This is a genomic window from Pedococcus sp. P3_C7 (genome assembly GCF_056402615.1).
Genome location: NZ_JBFUHC010000011.1, coordinates 42106 through 60238, shown reverse-complemented (window position 1 = coordinate 60238; position 18133 = coordinate 42106). Strand labels below are relative to the sequence as shown.

Genomic DNA, 18133 nt, shown 5'->3' with positions numbered 1-18133 from the left:
GCCTCTGCACTGGTGACGCGGCTACTCGCGCCCGGACGAGATCCAGGCCGGGTCCGTGCTGAGGTTGCGTCCACCCTCGGCGAGGTCGGCAGCGGCCTCCAGCCGCCCCAGCTGGTCGGCGTCGAGGTGGATCGCGATGGCTCCGAGGTTCTCGTCCACGCGCTCGAGGCGACGGGTGCCGGGGATCGGCACGACCGGCATACCGAGGCGCTCGCCCTGGGCGAACAGCCACGCCAGCGCGACCTGGGCGGGAGTTGCGCCCAGCTCGGCGGCGACGGCCGTGACGACCCCGACGACCCGCTGGTTGGCCTCGAAGCCGGCGTCGAACCGCGGGTGACCCTTGAGCATCGAGGCGGCTACGGCCTCCTTCGTCATCGCCCCGGTGAGGAACCCGCGCCCGAGCGGCGAGTACGGCACGAAGCCGGCCCCCACCTCGCGCGCAGCCGGGACGACGTGGTCCTCGACGTCCCGCGACCAGATGCTCCACTCGCTCTGAACCGCGGTGATGGGGTGGACCGCGGCGGCCGCACGCAGCTCGTCAGCGGTGACCTCGGACAGCCCGAGGTGGCGCACCTTGCCCGCTGCGACGAGCTCGGCCATCGCGCCGACGGTCTCCTCGATGGGGACGGTCACGTCGCGACGGTGCAGGTAGTAGAGGTCGATGACGTCCGTCCCGAGACGTCGCAGGCTCGCCTCCGCAGCACTGCGCACGTATGCCGCGTCGCCGCGGACCGCGGTCGCGCCAGGCCCGTCGTTCGGGATGCCGGTGATGCCGAACTTGGTCGCGAGCTGCACCTCGTCGCGACGGGTGCGCAGCAGCTCGCCCACAAGCTCCTCGTTGGTGCCTGCCGGTCCGGACTCGCCCTCACGTGGACGGCCGTAGACGTCTGCGGTGTCGATGAAGGTGACGCCTGCGTCGACGGCGTGGTGGAGGGTGCGCAGCCCTTCGGCGGGGTCGGTCTCACCGTAGACGTGCGTGATCGCCATGCCGCCGAAGCCGAGTCGGCTGACCTCGAGGCCGTGGCCCAGGTCGACCCTGGTCGTGGCGTGGGGGCTCTGTCCGGCGTGGTCGGTCGTCTCGCTCATGGGGTGGAGCTCCTCCTCGAGGTCACAGCGGCTCACTGACTGGTGCAGGGCGCAGCTTCTGAGAGCCTGCGGTGGTTTCCCGGTCGCGCCCGTGGCAGCCGTGCCAGTCCAGGACGAGGAGGGTGGCGTCGTCGGCAAGGGCCTGACCGGAGACCTGCAGGACCAGGTCGGTGAGCTGGCGGGTGGCCTCGCGCGGGTGCAGGTCCCGGGTCCGGGTGATCTCGGCGATCAGGTCCATGGTGGCGGCATCGCGCTCGAGCATGCCGTCGGTGACCATGACGAGCCGGTCTCCCGGCTCCAGGTCCAAGTGGGTGCTGCGATAGGCGGTGCTGGCGAACAACCCCAGGGGCACGTTCACCGGGAGGGGGACAGCCCGCGTGGTGCCTGCGCGGCAGAGGTACGGAGCGACGTGTCCGGCGTTGACCAGGGCGAGGATTCCGGTGCGAAGGTCGAGGCGGCCGAGCATGCCGGTGGAGAAGCTCTCCGAGCCCGTGGCGGTGGCGTGCTCGAACAGGGCCAGGTTCGCGTCCCGCGCCTGGGCGAGCAGTGAGGAGCCCTGACGGCGGCTGTTGCGCAGGCTCCCCACGCACAAGGTGGCGGTGAGTGCGCTTGCCACTCCGTGCCCCATCGCGTCCGTCAGCGAAAGGTGCAGCGCGTCGCGGCCCAGGCAGTAGTCGAACGTGTCGCCGCCGACGGACGCGGCCGGCTCCAGCCACGCCGAGAGAGTGAACGCTCCCGCCTCGCACGTGAAGGCCGCGGGCAGCAGCCGCCGCTGGATCTCGGCGGGCAGGGTGAACGCCGTGCTGCGCTGGCCCCACTCGAAGAGGTCGGTGTGTCGCCGGTTCGCAATCACCACGAACGACAGCACGTGGCCGATGCGGGAGATCTGGCCCAGGGTGGCAGCGTCTGGATCGGTGGGCAGCGACAGCTGGAGGAGCCCGAGGACCTCGCCCCGCTCGGTCACCGGCGCCAGGACGACCCATCGGGCCGGGCTCCGGCCCCCGCCCGAGTCCGCGGCGGGTGGGATGACCTGCACACTCTGGGTGCGCAACGCCGTCTCGACCGGCCCACCGTCGAACGGCACCACGACGGCCTGTTCGTTGTCCTCCGCCCGAAGGAACCCTTCCTGGCCGCCGAGGCCCAGCTGCGCCAGCTCCTCGGAGGAGGCCCCGTGCGAGAGGCGGACCAGTCCGCGCCCGGAGATGTCGGCAATGAGGAAGAACGCCGCAGACGAGCCGAGGGCTTGCGCGAGGGCTTCGGTGACCGCCTCCACCGCCTGCAACGGAGAGGCGTTCTCCGCGGCGTCCAGCACTCCGCCGAGGAGCTCCGTGGACCGTTCGGAGGTCGCCATGGCGGGAACAGTACGCCCCCGACGCCGCACGGGGCCGTGCCTACGACTCGGGTTCGACGAGGCGCAGCGCCAGGGTGTGCAGCTTTTCGTTGAGCCGGTTGGATGAGCGACGCAGGACGTCGAAGGCCTCCTCCGGGCTGAGGTTGAGCCGCTCCATCAGGATCCCCTTGGCCTGGCCGATGACATCTCGGGACAACAGGGCCTCGTTGAGGTTCTTTGCCAGATCCTGCAGGGCGTCGCGTTCACGGACCGCCCCGGCAGCCACCGACGCGTGTGCGGCCAGGATGAGTCCGATCTGCTGAGCCTCGTCGCTGAACGCATCGGCCTCCGTGCCGTAGGTGTTCAGCGATCCTCCGGTGCCCGCGGTCGCAGGACCCGCCGCCGCCAGGCGGTAGGAAGCGGCTGAGTGCGCACCCAGGTCGGCCGGACGGGACGCGAGCGTGGGCCAGCGGGTGTCCGGGAACGACTGCGCATAGACGACCGGGGTGTCGACCGCGTCCAGGATGGGCCCCTCGTGCGCGTCGTACTGCGCCTGGTCGACCACCGACGCGGCCAGGTCCGTGGTCGCGGCCGTCTGATACGACCCTCGCCCACTGAGCGTGACGCTCGCCATCTCGCAGCCCGCAACCGTGCTCACCGCGGTCTGGGCGATCCGCAGAAGGACATCATCGAAGGAGTCGGCTGCGTAGAGATGCTCCGCAATGGCGGCGAACGCCGACGCCAGCCGCGTGGTCGGAGTGGCCTCCGTTCGCAGCTGTGTCGCCTCGTCGCGAGCACCAGCGGCAGCATCGCGCTCGCCCGCCAGCTCGTCACGGTCCTGCCGCGCCTGCTCCCGAGCAGCGCGGGCATCGATGTGCTGCGCTCCCGCCTCGGCACCGTCAGGCGGGGCACCGAGCTCGGCCGCGCGGACGTCCACGCGCAACTCCCGCTCGTCCAGCGCCGCCTCCCGCGTGGCGGCTGTCCGGTCCCTCGCATCGCCAGTTCGGTCGCGCCGCGCCGCCAGCTCGTCACGCCGGTCCGCAACGAAGTCGCGCTTCTCAGCAGCCCACTCTCGCTCCTCATCAGGCAGTTGGACGGCCATCAGATCTGCTCCTCCGCCGAGCGACACGTGGCTTGATCCTATGCCCTGGTCCCACCACGTCGACCGTCCCGAGCACGCCGGGTTCAGCCGGCTGGGTCTCCGACCTGTTGCACGTTGGACTGGTGCGGGACGGAGAGCCAGTCGTGCTGCTGCAGACGCGCGTCGGCCGGTTCCTCTCCTCGCCGGAGTGCGTCGAGGTAGGCACGATCGGCCTCGAAGCGGACCGCGACCTCGACCCCCCGCGCCACCGCGCCGTGGCCCGGGACCACGACCTCGACCTGCCGGGCAGCCTCACCCAGCCGGTCGAGTGCCGACTCATAGGCGTCCAGCTGACCAGGACGGCGGGCGTCGAGGAGCGGGATCAGGACGTCCGAGAGCATGTCACCCGCGATCAGGACGCCACGGTCCGCCAGGAGGATCGCCGCGTGGCCGGGGGCGTGCGCCTGGTGCTCGATGATCTCGCCCGGCACGAGTGCCCCGTCCGAGGGCAGCGGGGTGAGCAGCGCCACCAGCTCGAGCGGGATGCCCGTCGCGCTCTCCGCCGCCATCGCCTGCGCCCGCTCCCGGGCCTCGGTGGCAACCTGGGCGCCGGCAGCGGTGGCGTAGCGCGGGACGTCTCCGAACCGCGAGTGCCAGAGCAGGTGGTCCCAGTGGGGATGGGTGCAGAACCCCGCGACCACCGGGATGCCGAGCCCGTCCACGTCATCGGCGAGCTGGTCGAGGTCGGAGCCGTCGATGCCGGGATCGACGACGGTCAACCCGGCCTCTCCGCGAACCACGATGGCGTTGCTCCAGACCCACTCGCTCTGCCGCACCCAGACACCGTCGGCCACCTCGTTCAGCATCGAGTCACTGTGTCAGGTGTCGGAGCCCGACGCGAGGTGCCCTACCGTTGCGAAGGCGCTTTCGGGTTGCGGATGCGCAATCGGCACGACGGGAGGACGGGCCCATGTCGCACGTACGACGCTTCGACCACATCGGCATCACGGTCGCGGATCTCGACCTCGTGACCGACTTCTTCGTGGCGCTGGGCCTGGAGGTCGAGGGCAGGACCTTCGTCGAGGGCGAGTTCCTCGACACGGTCTGCGGCATTCCCGGCTCCCGCACCGAGATCGTCATGTTGAAGCCACCCGGCGATGGCACCCGCCTGGAGCTCGCGAGGTTCGTGCGACCCGACTCCGTGCCCGGCTCCCCGGCCGCCATGGCCAACGAGCTGGGGTTGCGCAACGTGTCCTTCGAGGTCGATGACCTGCAGGCAGCTGTGGACTGGGCTGCGACACAGGGCTACGGACTGGTCGGGGGCGTCGGCGAGTACGAGGGCTCCTGGCGGATGGCGTACGTCCGGGGGCCGGAAGGGCTCGTGGTCTCACTCGCCCAGCGCCTCGGCTGACGCCTCGCACCAACCGTGGCAACGCCATTGCGCAGAACGGCGTTGCCACGGCATGGTTCAGGAGGCCGTCACCACCAGGGTGTGCGAGCCGGCCTTGGTCGGGACGGTCACCTCGAGGCCACGGTTGGTCGTACGGCTGGTCCAGTCGGACAGCACCCGCCCGTCGAGCACGACCTGGGTCACCGTGCTGCCGCGCGGGACGGTGTGCCCGATCCAGACCTTGTCGGCCCCGACGGCGCTGTCGACGGCAAGGGTCGTCGTGTAGCGCGAACCAAGGACGGAGGCCGTCACGCCGGCGAACCCGCCGCCCAGCCGGATGTGCTCACCGGAGGCCGATGGCTGACCGGCCGGCACCTGCGGCACCACGACCAGCTCGCCGTTGCCGAGGTCGGGCTGGAGGCCGAGCCACTGGTGGACGACCGCCCACGCGGTGCCGTAGTTGCCCCACGCCTGCATGAACATCGAGCGGCAGGTCCAGCAGCGGTCGATGTTGGCGCCCTGGTCCGGCGAGGGGAAGATCTCCGGCATCGCGCCCGGCTGCTCGTCAGGTGTCCCGCCCGTGGCGGGCTCGGCGAACATCGGGTCGGCCAGGGCGTGCGTGTAGCGCTGCTGCTGTCCGGCGCCGAGCCGGCCGTAGTTGCCCTCACCGATCGACTGGATCGACGTGGTCAGGCCGAAGACGACCTTCTCGCCCTGGCCGTTCTGGCCACCGCCGCACCCCGTGTGGAACAGGCCGGTAGACAGGGGAGCCGTCCCGCTGTAGCAGGGGTCCTCGCGGCCGGCGAGCGCGGTGTTCCCGTGGGCGAACGGCGCGAGGCCGGGCACGGTGCGCCCGTTGACCTGCAGCTCGGCCTCCATCGGCGTCTGGCCGATCCAGTGCTTCTGGAACGACTGGACGTTGCCGGGATCGGTGAGCGAGTCGGCGTACTGGGACGCCGCGGCATACCACCACGCCCCGTCGAAGCGGTCGCTGATCTGGCGGGCGAGGGTGTTGGCCCACGAGAAGGTGGGGCCGTCGTGCTTTGCCTTCGCCATGGTGGCCAGGTCGTAGAGCCCGCGGATGTAGTAGACGGTGTTGTCGAGCTTCTCCGTGCCCATGCCGCCGCGCTCGACGTTGCCGAGGCCCTCGGGGAAGCCGTCGTGGTCGGCGTCGAGGGTGCGGGTGACGTACTTGAGGTTGCGCACCGAGAAGTCGTACATCTCGTCGCGGAACCCGTTGTCACCGGTCCAGCGCCACAGGAGCGCCACGGTGCTGGGGAACTTCACCGTCTCATCGGTGTTGAAGTTGTATGCCGTGGTGCCGTCCGGGTTGGTGCTGCGGGAGTCCTGGCCGTACCAGATCGACCCGTCCGACACGACCTCGTGCGTCACGACGCCCGAGCGGTTGTTGAGGATGTCGGACACCTCGCGCAACGCCCGCAAGTGGTCCTTGATCGCCTCGAACTGCCCGACCGACACCGAGGCGAACGCGGTGTACTCGGCATCCGTGCCGAAGATCCACGGGTAGTCGGGGAAGCCCGCCCCGATCCAGGTCGCCTTGGCGACGGTCCCGGAGGGTGCGGGGAACTGCTTGCCCTGGTTGGTCCAGCGGATCTGCAGGTCGGTCGCCGTCTGGGTGAGGTCGGCAATGTTCTGCTTGCCCCACTGCACTGCGTCCTGCACCAGCGGGTCGCCGGGCAGGGAGAGCTGCGTCATCTGCGACAGCGCCTGGCGTGAGGCCTTCTTGGCGGCCAGGGCCGCACCGGGGTCGGCCAGCGCCTTGGCGAGCTCGCCACGCGCCGAGGTCAGTCCCTGGTCGGAGCCGGCGACGGCCAGCCAGATCGTCGTCGAGCCGCCGGCCGGCAGGTCGAGGCTGTAGGTCAGCCGGCCGCCGGTGCCCTTTCCGAAGGGTCCGTCGTCGCAGGCGGAGGGCTTGGGGTCTGCCGGGGCGCCCGTCTCGTTGCCGGTGCAGCGGTGGCCGGGCTGGGCTCCGTAGAACTGGCTGCCGATCTGCCCGGTGCTCGGGGTGGCTGCGGTGCCGACGACCGCGGCGTAGTGGTGGACAGGGGCCCCGGGCAGCGCACCGTCGTCGGTGAAGACGAGGTTCTTGCCGTCGTAGGCACCGGTGTCCTGGAGGTTGTCGCTCGCGTTCGGGGTCACGCCGCCGAAGCCCCACGGGTACTGGCCCATCAGCTCGGAGTGGGCGTCGACCGAGAGCTTGGCCGTCCGGGCCGCACCCGGGTTGGTCACGGTCAGGCCGAAGAGCGCACCACGCACGCCGTCAGGCACGAAGTCCGTGCGCGCGACCTTGAGGCCTGCGGTGTCGGGCAGGTCGTAGCGGCTGTAGCCCCATCCGCTCGTGAACTTCGTCGCGGGCCCCACCCACTGGTCGTCGAGGCCGAACCACACGCCGTCGACCATCTTCATCGGAGGTGTCCAGACGCCGCCCATCTCACCGGTGATGTGCCAGCCGTTCGCGTAGAACCGGCCGTCCTCGAAGCCGATGGAGTAGGCGCGGGTGCCGGCCGAGACCTCCCGCCGGTCGGCCAGGCGCGTGCTCACCGACAGCTCGTCGCCGGCCGCGGCGACCGCCGCTGCGGTCCCCCCTCCCCTCGGCGTGGCAGTGGCGGGCACCTGTGCCGCCATGACGGCCACTCCCAGCAGCAGCGCTGTTGCACCGGCAACGTGAGATCGAGACATCGTCGTCCTCCGACCCAGAAGGGGGAGCGACGCCGGGCGGCGTCGCCTGGGTGGTCTGGACGGTTCGCCCGAGGTTTTCGGACTACTTTGTCCGGACCTTGGGACGCTACACCCGGCCCTGCGGACCGGCAACGCAAAATCTCGTGCTAGCCAGCCGACGTCCCGACCGCCGCACTGGGGCTAGCGATCGCCCTCGTCAGCAGCGCCTGGGTCGACTCGCACATCAGGTCCGCAGCCTCGTCCCGCGACAGTCCCGCCATGTCGGTGAGCCAGACCAGCGCTTCGATCCCGGCGGCACTGCGGATCGCCAGAACGAGCCGGTGCAGCGCCTGGTCGCCGAGCTGTCCGCGCAGCGGTTCGAGGGCCTCGGTGATCCAGGCGATCGCCCGACCCTGCCGCAAGGGCAGCGGCGAGCCGTCTGCGTCACGGGGCTCGAGGGACAGCCGCAGCATGGTGCGCTGCTGGGCCTCGGTCTGCACGATCAGCGTCGTGAAGGCGCGGATGACGATGTCGAGCCGCGCGGCAGGCTCCGCGGGAGGGTCGTCGCCGAGCAAGGAACGCGCGCCGGTCTCGGGATGGGCGGCAGCCAGGAGGGACCCGTGGTTGGGGAAATAGCGGTATGCCGTGGCGCGCGACACCGAGGCCGCGACGGCGGCCTGGTCGACGGTCGGGATCTCACCCCTGGCCACCATGGCGCGCGCGGCGTCGACGAGCGCCCTGCGGGTGCGGCTCTTCTGACCGGTCCGGCCGTGGGTCTCGTAGGGCATTGACACACCGTTCATGATACGTCAGTCTCATCATGAGACTCCAGTCTCACGGACGGTGTGTCCGACCGGCGTGGCCACACGGCGACTCCGGTCGACTCCGATCCCCGCGCAAGTCCGACGAAAGTGGGCGTCATGTCCAGCACGACCACGGTTCCCGCAGCCATCATCAGGGCCGAGGGCGAAGGAGAGCGTCGCTGGTTCTTCGGCGGCGGCGTCCACACCTGGAAGGTGCGCGCCCACGAGAGCAACGGCGCCTTCCTGCTGTTCGAGGACTCGATGTCCGGCGGGAAGGCGACCCCGCTGCATACCCATCCGGACTCCGACGAGACCGCGCTGGTGCTTGAGGGCGAGATCCTTATGCACGTCGACCGAGTCGACCACCACGTCGGTGCCGGCGGTGTCGCGGTCGCACCACGGGGAGTGCCGCACGCCTTCCGGGTGCTGTCGGCGAGCGCGAAGATCCTGTTCCTGCACACGCCGGGGTGCTGCGAGGCGTTCTACTGGGATGCGAGTGAACCGCTGGCCGAGGACGGGGTCGACGGCGCAGACGGTGTCGTCGACTTCGACCGGGTCCGCGCCTCCGCGCAGGCGAATGGCGGGATCGTGCTGCTCGGCCCGCCGCCGTTCGGGTGAGGCCCCAGGGTCACCCTCCCTGCGAAGCGGTCTCCTCGGACAGGACGGTGACGGCGCGCTGACGTCGTGTGTCGACGGTCAGCTGGAAGACGTCGGGGCGGTGGTAGTGGCCGACGGGGTCGAACATCCGTCGTCCGGAGGCCACCGCGGTGAGGTCGACCTCCGCGGCGAGGATGCCCTCCTCGTGACGCAGCGGACCGGCGACGATCTCGCCGTTGGGGTTGCAGATCACGCTGTTGCCCGGCTCGACCCACTCGGCCTCGGCACCCTCCTGCGCCCGCCACACGCGGTCGCGGTCCGGGAAGTCGACAGGGATCTGGTCCACGCGCAGGCAGGGGTTCACACCGAGCACCCACACCCGACCCTCCCGGGCGATGTGCCGCATCGTCGCGATCCAGCCGTCACCCTGGGCCAGGGTGGGCGCGACCCAGATCTCGACCCCCTGGGCGTACTGGTGGAAGCGCGCCAGCGGCATGTAGTTCTCCCAGCAGATGAGGCCACCCACCCGGCCCAGGTCGGTGGGCACCACGTCGAGCATCGAGCCGTCACCCATCCCCCACACCGTCCGCTCGGATCCCGTGGGCATCAGCTTGCGGTGCTTGTTGAGCAGTCGTCCATCCGGCCCGAAGTACAGGAGCGTGTTGTAGATCGTGGTCCCGTGCGGCTCCCGCTCGTCGACCCCGACCACCACGTATGCCGCCGCCTCCCGGGCGGCGGCGCCGATCCGTTCCGTGGTCGGCCCTGGTACGACGACCGCCTGGTCGACGAGGCGGGCGAACCAGGCCTCGTCGCCGTCCCAGATGGGGACCGAGTCGATCCAGATCGGCGTGCCGGGCACGAAGACCTCGGGGAACACGATCAGCTCGGCGCCCCGAGCGGCGGCCTCCGCGATGAGCTGCACGACCTTGTCGGTCGTCGCCTCGCGATCCATGAGCACGTAGGACGCCTGCACCGCAGCCGCCGTGAAGACTCTGCTCATCGAGGCACCTCCACCCGACGTCGCTCAGGTCAGGCCCAGGACGGGCGAGCCCTGCTCCTCACGGTAGACCGGTCGCCCTCGTGATGACCTACCTCAACTGGCGGAACGCAGGTAGCGGCCGAAGTGGGGGACGGTGAACGCGATCCGGCCTCGCTCACCGGAGTAGATCAGACCCTTCTTGAGGAGCGCATCCCTTGCCGGAGAGAGGGATTGGGGTTTGCGGTCGAGGACCTGTGCCACCGACGCGGTGGGCACCGACTCGGTCTCGTCGACCTCCTCGCCGGCTTCGGCCAGCGTCAGCGCAGCGTCCGCCATGGCTCGCAGGTACTCGCGCTCGGCGGGGGTGGCTCGTTCGAACCGGGACCCGAAGAACCCCACGCCCAGCTCGGCCTCCGCCTCGGGTGCGGCCACCGTGATGTCCTCGGCCGTGATCGGCGAGCGCGGGGCGACGTCCCACGCGACCTTGCCGTAGGCCTGGACGAAGTACGGGTAGCCGGCGGTCGCGGCATACATCGCGTCCAACGCCTCGGGCGTGAACTCGGCCTCCTCGTCGGCGGCCGGCGCGACGAGGGCGAGGTCGGCCGCGGCGCGGTCGAGGCGGTCGATGCGTTGGTAGCGGAACAGTCGCTCGGAGTAGGACTTCGACGCGGACAGGACGGCCGGGAGGTGCGGCAGTCCGGCACCCACGACGATGACCGGCAGGCCCGACTGGGAGATCTCGTGGCAGGCCGCACAGATCGCCGACACGTCGTCGGGGGACAGGTCCTGCATCTCGTCGATGAAGATCGCGACGCCCCGGCCCACGTCGGCCGCCAGCCCGCCCACATCGGTGAGCAGCTCGACCAGGTCGATCTCGATGTCGCCGGAGTCCGCGCGGCCGGTGGCCACGGGAACGTCGATGCCGGGGTTCCACTTCTCCCGCAGCTTGGCGCCCGGAGCGGCATCCCGCTGGGCAAAGGCCTTGATCACCCCGAGGACGTGGTCCACCTCGTCACCCGCGGGATGCCCTAGCTCGCGGACCGCCACGTGCAGCGCTGCGGACAGCGGGCGGCGCAGGCCCTGGTCGGGACGTGCCTCGAGCTTGCCGGTCCCCCAGTGGGCCCGGACGGCCGCGGAGCGCAACGCGTTGAGCAGCACCGTCTTGCCGACCCCGCGCAGCCCGGTCAGCACGATGGACCGCTCGGGTCGGCCGCGCGCGATGCGTTCGAGCACGACGTCGAAGGCGTGCAGCTGCTCGTCTCGACCGGCGAGCTCGGGTGGGCGCTGGCCGGCTCCGGGCGCGTAGGGGTTGCGTATCGGGTCCACGATCGCAGGCTATGGGGGTTTCTAGCGATTCCCGGAGATTTCGCGATACGCGGCGATCGTGTCGCCCTCGACGGGTTCGGGTCGGGGTGCAGTCGAGCTCAAGTCCGGCTTCAAGTCCAGCCCAAGTGCCGCCCAAGAGGCGCTGGCCACAGTGGCCCCACCACAGCGCCGGACCGCCCGGCCAGACCAAGGATCACTGGAGTCATCCCATGAATGTCCGCACCATCACCGCCGTCGCCAGCGCCACCTTCGCGCTCGTGGCACTCGTCCCTGCCAGCGCTCACGCCGCCACCGTCGAGCGTCTCGACCGCAGCCTCTTCGACGGCACCCCGAGCGTGTCCGCCTCGAGCTGGCACTTCGACGGGCCGACCGCAGGGCCACTCGGAGGCGCGCTCGACCTGGTCGTCACCGCCTCCGACGGCACCTTCCCGACCGTCCCGGGTACCTGCGAGCCGGTCGACGTCCACGCGGTCCTGCAGGTCAGCCCCGGCGAAGAGCTCACCATCAGCACCACCGGTGAGGCCTGCGCCCACATCATCGACGCCAGCCTCAGCGTCAACGCCTACTTCGACAAGGCCGACCTCGCGTACGCCGGCGCCGAGCACAAGAAGGCCAAGGTCGTCGGGGACGGCCTCATCGCGGCAGCGCACAGCTGGCTCGGGGGACAGGCGAGCGTCTCGACGTCCGTCCGCTGGTGAGACCTGGGGGTGGGTCGCGCGGGTCTGCGCGGCCCACCCTCCTCCTCGCTGCGCGTCAGTCGCGGGTGCGGCGGCGGACGATGTGCCCCACCACGGCAGGGATCCAGCCGGTCTCGCCGCGCATCCAGCGTCCCGCCACCAGGTTGTGCGGGACGACGACGAACGAACCCTTGAAACCCTCGGTCAGCGACAGGTCGGTCCCGAAGACATCGGTGACCACCTGCCAGTCGAGGTCGGTGTGGCGGTCGAGGTGCTCGCCGATCCCCACCGCGTAGCGCTCCACGACGGCGGCATGGTCGGGACGGTCGTCCTCCGGCGCGGCCGACCACGCGGCATACGCCCGGTCGAGGCCGGCACTGAGCGAGTCGAGGTCGTCGACGTCGACTCCTTCGGCGGTCAGCGACTCCAGGGCGGCGGTGATCCGGCCTCGCTCACCGTCACCCAGCGGGTCCACCAGCGGGCGCAGCGAAGCGCCTGGGTCGAGCGTGTCACCGGCATCGGGGAGCGTGCGCTCCTCCGTCTCGGGCACGTCAGCTGCGGAGTCGTCGCGGCCCCGACCGAACCACGCCATGGCCGTGACCTACTTGACCGTGGCGGAGCCCGAGTCGGCGACGAGCTGCTTGCCCGCGCCCTGCCACGCCTTCATGCCGCCGTCGAGGTTGGCGACGTCGAAACCCTGTTGCGACAGCCACGCCACGGCCCTGGACGAACGGCCACCACCGCGGCAGGCCACGGCGAGCGTGCCCGCATCGGTGTCCGGCAGCTCGTCGAGCCGGGACGGCAGCTCGCCGAGCGGGATGTGCAGGGCACCGGGCGCATGGCCCGCGTCCCATTCGTCCTGCTCGCGCACGTCGAGCAGTACGGCGTGGTCGTGGACGTCCGTGACAGGAACCTGGGGGATGGTCATGCCCCCAATGAAACACCCCCGCCAGACCGCGCGGAAATCCAGTGGGCAGACCGTCCCCGCGGGCGGCACAGTGTGGCCATGACGAGCAGCGCGGCGGCGATCGCCCGGGTGGTGGCCACGGCTCGCGCCCAGGTGGGCGACCATCCCGCTCTCGTGCCGGTGCTCGACGGCCTGCCCGAGCTGCTCGCGGACCTGGTCGAGCGCTGGTCGCTCACCCTCGGCGAGGTGTACGCCGAAGGCCTGGGCGTCCCCGTGGTCGCCGTCGACGCCGACGGGACGCCTGCGGTCCTCAAGATCGAGCAGGTGGGCCCCGGCTTCACGGCCCAGGTCGCCACTCTCGAGGCAGGACACGGGCGCGGGTATGCCGCGGTGCTGGCGTCCGACGCCCCTCACGGCGCCGTGCTGCTGGAACGCCTCGGTCCCAGCCTCGCCTCCTCGCGGCTGCCTGCGGTGACCCAGGTCGACCACCTGGCCGCCACGCTGCGGTTGGCGTGGGAGGTGCCGGTGTCCCTGGCTCCCGAGGTCGCTGCCGGGGAGGACAAGGCCGCGGTGCTGGCGGGGATCGTGCGCCGGTTCCGTCAGGGCGACGACGAGGAGCGTTGGGGCGCAGCACTGGACCGCGCCCACGAGCTGGCCCGTCACCTGTCGGCGACCCGCGATCCCGCGCGCGACGTCCTCTGCCACGGCGACCCCCACCCCGGCAATGCGTTGCAGGCCAACGGGATCCCGCGCTACAAGCTCGTCGACCCCGACGGGTTCCGGTGCGAGCCCGAGTACGACGTCGGCGTGACCCTGCGTGACTTCAGCAGGGAGGTCCTGGCCAGCCGTGACCATTCCCTGGCCCGCGAGCGGCACGAGGCCCTGTGTGCGCACGCGGCCGAGCTCACCGGCACCGACCCGGAGCGGGTGGGGCAGTGGGCCTTCGTCGAACGGGTCACCACCGCCCTCTACCTGCGCTGGTTCGACGACGACGAGGCAGCCGAGTCCTTCCTCGACGCAGCCACGGTGCTGCTCCGGGACTGACCCCGGCGAGACGTGGGCCAGCGGTGGACCACGAGCCTCAGTCCTTGGCGTCGCCCCGCGCGCGACCGTGCCGCGCGTGACGATAGGTGAACGCTCCGACCGCGATCGCGACCAGTCCGACCACGGTCAGGCTCGTCGAGTCGAGGGGCTTGTCGATGGCCGCGACCGGGACGACGAGGACCACACAGAGGAAGAGGGAAGCGCCCAGAGCCCGGAGGACTGCCCGTGCAGGCCTCACAGTCCCCCTCAGACGTCTCGTCGCCGTTCTCTCACCCTCTAGAGTCCGTGGACGCTGCTCGGTGACGGACGAGCGGACGACGGGACGCCGGCCACGGGTGGATGATCGGGAGATGGACCCCCCACGGCCACTGGTGGGACGCGCTGCCGAACAGGCGCGGCTGCTCCGCGCGCTGGACGAAGCCGTGGATGGGAAGCCGGGGGCGACGCTGCTCCACGGCGAGCCCGGCATCGGCAAGACCAGCCTCGTCCGCGACCTGGTCGAGCGGGCGCAGGCGCGAGGGTTCCACGTCCTGTTCGGCCAGTGCCTCCGGTTCGGGGCCGAGGTCACCACGCACCTGCCGTTCACCCAGGCATTCGACCGCTGGGGGCGAGGCGTCGGCGCCGAGACCCTCGACCGGGTGTTTCCGGGTGCGGTTTCCCACGGCAACGTGCTGGGACCCCGCGGCGGCGTTGCCGACCCCGGGCCGCAGGGACTGCTCTTCCAGCTTGCTGGTGCCGTCGACCGGCTGGCCGACGACGCACCCACCCTCGTGGTCGTGGACGACCTCCAGTGGGCTGACCCGAGCTCCCTCGATGTCCTCTCCTTCATCGTCGCCGGACTGCACCCGGGTCAGCACCTCACGCTCGCCCTCACCTACCGGGACACCGAGCTGGGTGATGGGCACCGTCTGTACGGCTGGTTGGCCGACGTGCGACGCCTCACCGCCGTCCACCACCTCCGCCTCTCGCGCCTCAGCGCCGGCGAGACGGAGCAGCTCGTGCTGCGGCTGCCAGGCGTGCAGGCCGATGTGGCGCTGGCAGAGAGGGTTTTTGCCCGTTCCGAGGGAAACCCCTACCTCGCGGAGCTCGTGGCGCAGGAGGTCGGCGATACCGACGGTGCCGGCGGCCGACTCGCCCAGGCGCTGCTCGCTTCGTGGCACCGACTCGGTCCCACGGCCAGGTCGGTCACCCAGCTGGTGGCCGTCGCCGGGCGTCCCGTGGCGTTCCGCGTGCTCGAGGACCTCGCCCGACGGCGTGGACTGGCGGCCGACGAGGTGACGGCCGCCGTGAGCGAGGCGGTCGGCGAGGGCATCACCGTCGTTCAGGACCATGGGGACGTCTGGTTCCGCCACCCCCTGCTGGCCGAGGTGGTGGTCACGACGCTGCCCCGGTGGGAGCTCCCCGAGGTCCATCGCGCCTTCGCCGCCGGCTGGGAGGCCGCCGAAGGCGTCACGGACGCCGAGCGCGCGACCCACCTCGCCCTGCACTACGCCGCCGCCGAGGACGTGGAACCGGCCTTCAGATGGGCTCTGCGCGCCGCGGACGAATCCCTCAGGCTCCACGCGATCAGCGAGGAGGCGACACACCTCGCCACGGCCGGCGACCTGCTCGAGCTGGTTCCGGCTGAGTCGAGGCCGTCCAGGACCGAGCTGCTCACGAGGGCCGGGCGGTGCCTGATCGCCGCCGGCAGACCGGCCCTGGCCGTGGAGTTCTACGAGCGGGCGCTCTCGGCCGTCGATCCACAGGAGGAGCCGCTGGCCGCCTGCCGCGTCCTGATGGCGCTGAACTTCGCCAAGGGGACCAACATCACCGGCAGCGCTTCGGCCGTGGTCGCCGACTTCGAGCGAGCCGTCGCCCTGACCGACCCCTTCCCGGACTCGAAGGAACGGGTGCTCGCGCTCGCGCACCTGGCCAACTTCGAGGTCTTCGAGGGGATCGCCGCCGGTGCGGGACACGCAGCGGAGGCCGTCCACCTTGCCGAGGCACTGGGTGCCGACGACGCCCTCGCCTGGGCTCTGGTGGTGCGCGCGCAGACGTCGTGGGGCACCCATGACGGCGTCGTCGATGCGGAGCGGGCGTGGGCTCTGGCCCGTGGGGTCGACGAGACCGAGCTGCTCATCAGGGTGTCGGTCAACGTCTGCAACAGCTTCGAGTCCGTGGGGCAGCTCGCAGCGTCGGCGTCGCTCTCGCGCGAGGTCTTTGCGCTCATGCGGGAGCGCGGCAGCGCCCAGGGCATCTCCTGCACCGGTGCGCGCGCAGCGCTGACGCTGGTCCAGCTCGGCCAGTGGGACGTTGCGCGCTCCATCATCCGCGAAACGCTGGCCCTGCGGCTGAACACCCGCTGGGGAGCGGCAGCCCGGTGCGGCGCGGCCGTGCTCAGCGCCCTGGAGGGCGACGTAGCCGCGGCCGACGCGCACCTGTCCCGCGCCAGGGAGCTGATGCCCGTCAGCGGCCTGGGGGACGAGTTCATCCTGAGCGAGATGCTGGTCGCCCTCGAGCTCGGACGACCTCGACGCACCCTCGAGCTGGTCGAGACCTGGATGACCCAGGCCGTCGCCCTCGACCACTCCGTGGCCGACGAACTCCTCCGGCTGGCGGCGCGCGCCGCAGCCGACCTGGCGGACGCCGGTGCGGGCGCGTCCGACGAAACGAGGGCCGCCGCGATCTCCTGGCTGGAGCGCATCGAGTCCCTGCGTGGTGGCTCGCCGCCGCCGTTCCTGCCCTCCGGGCTGGAGGACGCCGTCCACCCGGCGTGGGGCGCTCTCTACGGCGCAGACCGGGCCAGGTGCCACGGCGAGGACCCGACGTCGCTGCCCTTGTGGCAGGCGGCGGCTGAGGCGACCAACCGTGCCGGACTCCGGTTCGACCACGCCAGGTCGCTGTACTTCCTCGGCCGGACGCTCCTGGCAGAGCCGAAGGGTCGCGAGAGGGCGGCCGACGCGCTGGGCCGAGCGGCTGCCATCGGCGACGAGCTCCGGGCGGCCCCGCTGGTTGCCCTCGTCGAACAGCTGGCCCTGCAGGCGCACCTCTCCCTGGTCGACCCCGGCGAGCACCACCCCGCAGCCGAGCCGGTCACCGAGCTGGTGGGCGTGGCCCTGACCCCGCGTGAGGCCGAGATCCTGGACCACATCGTCGCCGGGGAGACCTATGCGCAGGTGGCGCGCCACCTGTTCATCAGTGAGAAGACGGTGAGCGTCCACGTCTCCAACCTGCTCCACAAGACCGGTACGTCGAGCCGAATCCAGCTCGCCGCCCTGGCCGTGCGATCGCACGGGGTCCGGGACACCGCTACTTGAGGAGGCGGGACATCCGACGGTCGGCCAGCGGCTTGCCACCGGTCTGGCAGGTCGCGCAGTACTGCAACGACGAGTCGGCGAACGACACCTCGCGCACCACGTCGCCGCAGACCGGGCAGGTCTCCCCGGTGCGGCCGTGCACCCTCATCCCCGCGCGCTTGGCGTCCTTGAGCTCCTTGGCCGGCTTGCCCGAGGCGGTCGCGACGGCCGCGGACAGCGTTCCCCGCAACGCGGCATACAGGCGATCCACGGCCTCGTCGTCGAGGCTGGCTGCCATCGCGAACGGCGACATCCTGGCGACGTGGAGGATCTCGTCGGAGTAGGCGTTGCCGATCCCGGCGATGAACCCCTGGTCGCGCAGCAGCCCCTTGATCTGTGAGCGTCGCCCGGACAGCAGCGCCCCGAACGCCTCACGGGTGAACTCGTCGGCCATCGGGTCAGGTCCGAGGGAGGCGATCCCGGGGACGTCGTGCGGGTCACGGACGAGATAGGCGGCGAGACGCTTCTTGGTACCCGCTTCGGTGAGGTCGAAGCCGGACGCATCGGAGAACCGGGTGCGCAGGGCGATCGGTGACTTGCCCGGACGCAGCACCGTGTTGGGCATCGCGTCAGACCAGCGCAGCCAGCCCGCGCGGGCGAGGTGGAAGACGAGATGCACTCCGTCGCAGTCGATGTCGACGAACTTGCCGTGCCGGGACACAGCGTCGACGGGAGCTCCGCTGAGCGCCTGCGGTGGCGGGTCGAAGGTCTTCAGCACCGAGAAGGACCCGAGCTCGACCCCTGTCACGGCGAGCCCGACGGTCCGCTCGGCGAGGAAGTCGACGAGCGCCTGGACCTCGGGCAGCTCCGGCACAAGGCCGAGTTTGTCAGAGATCCGCAGCGGATCCGCGGGAATCCCAGCACCGACAGACCCCTTGCGCGGCGGTGCGACGATGGAG

General features: G+C 71.2%; 17 protein-coding genes. 5 read left to right on the top strand and 12 right to left on the bottom strand.

From position 1 onward, the window contains the following. Positions 1–21: 21 nt before the first annotated feature. From AC1DS4_RS16315 to AC1DS4_RS16300, 4 genes are all read right to left on the bottom strand, one after another. The gene (locus AC1DS4_RS16315) at positions 22–1086 is read right to left on the bottom strand and encodes an aldo/keto reductase (RefSeq protein WP_477632901.1); all 1065 of its coding nucleotides are present in this window, start codon (positions 1084–1086) and stop codon (positions 22–24) included. Between the two features lie 22 nt (positions 1087–1108). Continuing rightward, entirely contained in the window at positions 1109–2437 is a 1329-nt protein-coding gene (locus AC1DS4_RS16310; RefSeq protein ID WP_477632900.1) for a PP2C family protein-serine/threonine phosphatase, read from the bottom strand. A gap of 40 nt (positions 2438–2477) precedes the next feature. Further along, the gene (locus AC1DS4_RS16305; RefSeq protein WP_477632899.1) at positions 2478–3518 is read right to left on the bottom strand and encodes an ANTAR domain-containing protein; all 1041 of its coding nucleotides are present in this window, start codon (positions 3516–3518) and stop codon (positions 2478–2480) included. A gap of 83 nt (positions 3519–3601) precedes the next feature. Further along, the gene (locus tag AC1DS4_RS16300) at positions 3602–4363 is read right to left on the bottom strand and encodes an MBL fold metallo-hydrolase (protein WP_477632898.1); all 762 of its coding nucleotides are present in this window, start codon (positions 4361–4363) and stop codon (positions 3602–3604) included. Positions 4364–4467: 104 nt separating this feature from the next. On the opposite strand from AC1DS4_RS16300, the gene AC1DS4_RS16295 reads away from it, so the two are divergent. Next, positions 4468–4908 carry a VOC family protein gene (locus AC1DS4_RS16295; RefSeq protein ID WP_477632897.1) on the top strand — a complete coding sequence of 147 codons (441 nt, stop codon included), beginning with the start codon at positions 4468–4470 and terminating at the stop codon, positions 4906–4908. 57 nt (positions 4909–4965) lie between these two features. Here the strand turns inward: AC1DS4_RS16295 and AC1DS4_RS16290 are convergent, their stop codons facing one another. Together AC1DS4_RS16290 and AC1DS4_RS16285 are read right to left on the bottom strand one after the other, a co-directional pair. After that, positions 4966–7587, bottom strand: coding sequence for a glucosidase family protein (locus tag AC1DS4_RS16290; RefSeq protein ID WP_477632896.1), 2622 nt, complete (start codon positions 7585–7587; stop codon positions 4966–4968). 146 nt (positions 7588–7733) lie between these two features. Then, positions 7734–8354 (bottom strand): TetR/AcrR family transcriptional regulator, encoded by a 621-nt coding sequence (locus AC1DS4_RS16285; protein WP_477646078.1) that lies wholly within the window; start codon positions 8352–8354, stop codon positions 7734–7736. A 132-nt stretch (positions 8355–8486) separates the two neighbouring features. On the opposite strand from AC1DS4_RS16285, the gene AC1DS4_RS16280 reads away from it, so the two are divergent. Next, the gene (locus tag AC1DS4_RS16280) at positions 8487–8987 is read left to right on the top strand and encodes a cupin domain-containing protein (protein WP_477632894.1); all 501 of its coding nucleotides are present in this window, start codon (positions 8487–8489) and stop codon (positions 8985–8987) included. 10 nt (positions 8988–8997) lie between these two features. Here the strand turns inward: AC1DS4_RS16280 and AC1DS4_RS16275 are convergent, their stop codons facing one another. Both AC1DS4_RS16275 and AC1DS4_RS16270 read right to left on the bottom strand, forming a co-directional pair. Further along, a complete protein-coding gene (locus AC1DS4_RS16275; RefSeq protein ID WP_477632893.1) occupies positions 8998–9966 on the bottom strand; it encodes a carbon-nitrogen hydrolase family protein in 969 nt (322 codons plus the stop codon). A 93-nt stretch (positions 9967–10059) separates the two neighbouring features. Next, the gene (locus tag AC1DS4_RS16270; RefSeq protein WP_477632892.1) at positions 10060–11271 is read right to left on the bottom strand and encodes an ATP-binding protein; all 1212 of its coding nucleotides are present in this window, start codon (positions 11269–11271) and stop codon (positions 10060–10062) included. Between the two features lie 209 nt (positions 11272–11480). On the opposite strand from AC1DS4_RS16270, the gene AC1DS4_RS16265 reads away from it, so the two are divergent. Next, positions 11481–11969: a hypothetical protein gene (locus AC1DS4_RS16265; RefSeq protein WP_477632891.1), complete on the top strand. Its 489-nt coding sequence runs from the start codon at positions 11481–11483 to the stop codon at positions 11967–11969. Positions 11970–12024: 55 nt separating this feature from the next. Here the strand turns inward: AC1DS4_RS16265 and AC1DS4_RS16260 are convergent, their stop codons facing one another. Together AC1DS4_RS16260 and AC1DS4_RS16255 are read right to left on the bottom strand one after the other, a co-directional pair. Continuing rightward, positions 12025–12540: a DUF3806 domain-containing protein gene (locus AC1DS4_RS16260; protein WP_477624593.1), complete on the bottom strand. Its 516-nt coding sequence runs from the start codon at positions 12538–12540 to the stop codon at positions 12025–12027. Positions 12541–12549: 9 nt separating this feature from the next. Beyond that, a complete protein-coding gene (locus tag AC1DS4_RS16255) occupies positions 12550–12876 on the bottom strand; it encodes a rhodanese-like domain-containing protein (protein WP_477624592.1) in 327 nt (108 codons plus the stop codon). A gap of 78 nt (positions 12877–12954) precedes the next feature. Between AC1DS4_RS16255 and AC1DS4_RS16250 the strand changes: the two genes are divergently transcribed. Beyond that, a complete protein-coding gene (locus tag AC1DS4_RS16250) occupies positions 12955–13899 on the top strand; it encodes an aminoglycoside phosphotransferase family protein (RefSeq protein ID WP_477632890.1) in 945 nt (314 codons plus the stop codon). Positions 13900–13936: 37 nt separating this feature from the next. On the opposite strand, the gene AC1DS4_RS16245 is transcribed toward AC1DS4_RS16250, so the two are convergent. Beyond that, positions 13937–14137: a hypothetical protein gene (locus AC1DS4_RS16245; RefSeq protein ID WP_477624590.1), complete on the bottom strand. Its 201-nt coding sequence runs from the start codon at positions 14135–14137 to the stop codon at positions 13937–13939. A 112-nt stretch (positions 14138–14249) separates the two neighbouring features. Here AC1DS4_RS16245 and AC1DS4_RS16240 point away from each other — a divergent pair, with 112 nt between their 5' ends. Beyond that, positions 14250–17195, top strand: a complete 2946-nt coding sequence (locus AC1DS4_RS16240) for a helix-turn-helix transcriptional regulator (RefSeq protein WP_477632889.1) — start codon at positions 14250–14252, stop codon at positions 17193–17195. On the opposite strand, the gene AC1DS4_RS16235 is transcribed toward AC1DS4_RS16240, so the two are convergent. Next, positions 17188–18048 carry an Fpg/Nei family DNA glycosylase gene (locus tag AC1DS4_RS16235; RefSeq protein WP_477624588.1) on the bottom strand — a complete coding sequence of 287 codons (861 nt, stop codon included), beginning with the start codon at positions 18046–18048 and terminating at the stop codon, positions 17188–17190. The genes AC1DS4_RS16240 and AC1DS4_RS16235 overlap by 8 nt on opposite strands. Positions 18049–18133 lie beyond the last annotated feature (85 nt).

What these genes read in the sequence shown, in the direction of transcription:
- AC1DS4_RS16315 (WP_477632901.1), bottom strand. Translation starts at nt 1,086, where the DNA reads ATGAGCGAGACGACCGACCACGCCGGACAGAGCCCCCACGCCACGACC.
- AC1DS4_RS16310 (WP_477632900.1), bottom strand. Translation starts at nt 2,437, where the DNA reads ATGGCGACCTCCGAACGGTCCACGGAGCTCCTCGGCGGAGTGCTGGAC.
- AC1DS4_RS16305 (WP_477632899.1), bottom strand. Translation starts at nt 3,518, where the DNA reads ATGGCCGTCCAACTGCCTGATGAGGAGCGAGAGTGGGCTGCTGAGAAG.
- AC1DS4_RS16300 (WP_477632898.1), bottom strand. Translation starts at nt 4,363, where the DNA reads ATGCTGAACGAGGTGGCCGACGGTGTCTGGGTGCGGCAGAGCGAGTGG.
- AC1DS4_RS16295 (WP_477632897.1), top strand. Translation starts at nt 4,468, where the DNA reads ATGTCGCACGTACGACGCTTCGACCACATCGGCATCACGGTCGCGGAT.
- AC1DS4_RS16290 (WP_477632896.1), bottom strand. Translation starts at nt 7,587, where the DNA reads ATGTCTCGATCTCACGTTGCCGGTGCAACAGCGCTGCTGCTGGGAGTG.
- AC1DS4_RS16285 (WP_477646078.1), bottom strand. Translation starts at nt 8,354, where the DNA reads ATGCCCTACGAGACCCACGGCCGGACCGGTCAGAAGAGCCGCACCCGC.
- AC1DS4_RS16280 (WP_477632894.1), top strand. Translation starts at nt 8,487, where the DNA reads ATGTCCAGCACGACCACGGTTCCCGCAGCCATCATCAGGGCCGAGGGC.
- AC1DS4_RS16275 (WP_477632893.1), bottom strand. Translation starts at nt 9,966, where the DNA reads ATGAGCAGAGTCTTCACGGCGGCTGCGGTGCAGGCGTCCTACGTGCTC.
- AC1DS4_RS16265 (WP_477632891.1), top strand. Translation starts at nt 11,481, where the DNA reads ATGAATGTCCGCACCATCACCGCCGTCGCCAGCGCCACCTTCGCGCTC.
- AC1DS4_RS16260 (WP_477624593.1), bottom strand. Translation starts at nt 12,540, where the DNA reads ATGGCGTGGTTCGGTCGGGGCCGCGACGACTCCGCAGCTGACGTGCCC.
- AC1DS4_RS16255 (WP_477624592.1), bottom strand. Translation starts at nt 12,876, where the DNA reads ATGACCATCCCCCAGGTTCCTGTCACGGACGTCCACGACCACGCCGTA.
- AC1DS4_RS16250 (WP_477632890.1), top strand. Translation starts at nt 12,955, where the DNA reads ATGACGAGCAGCGCGGCGGCGATCGCCCGGGTGGTGGCCACGGCTCGC.
- AC1DS4_RS16240 (WP_477632889.1), top strand. Translation starts at nt 14,250, where the DNA reads ATGGACCCCCCACGGCCACTGGTGGGACGCGCTGCCGAACAGGCGCGG.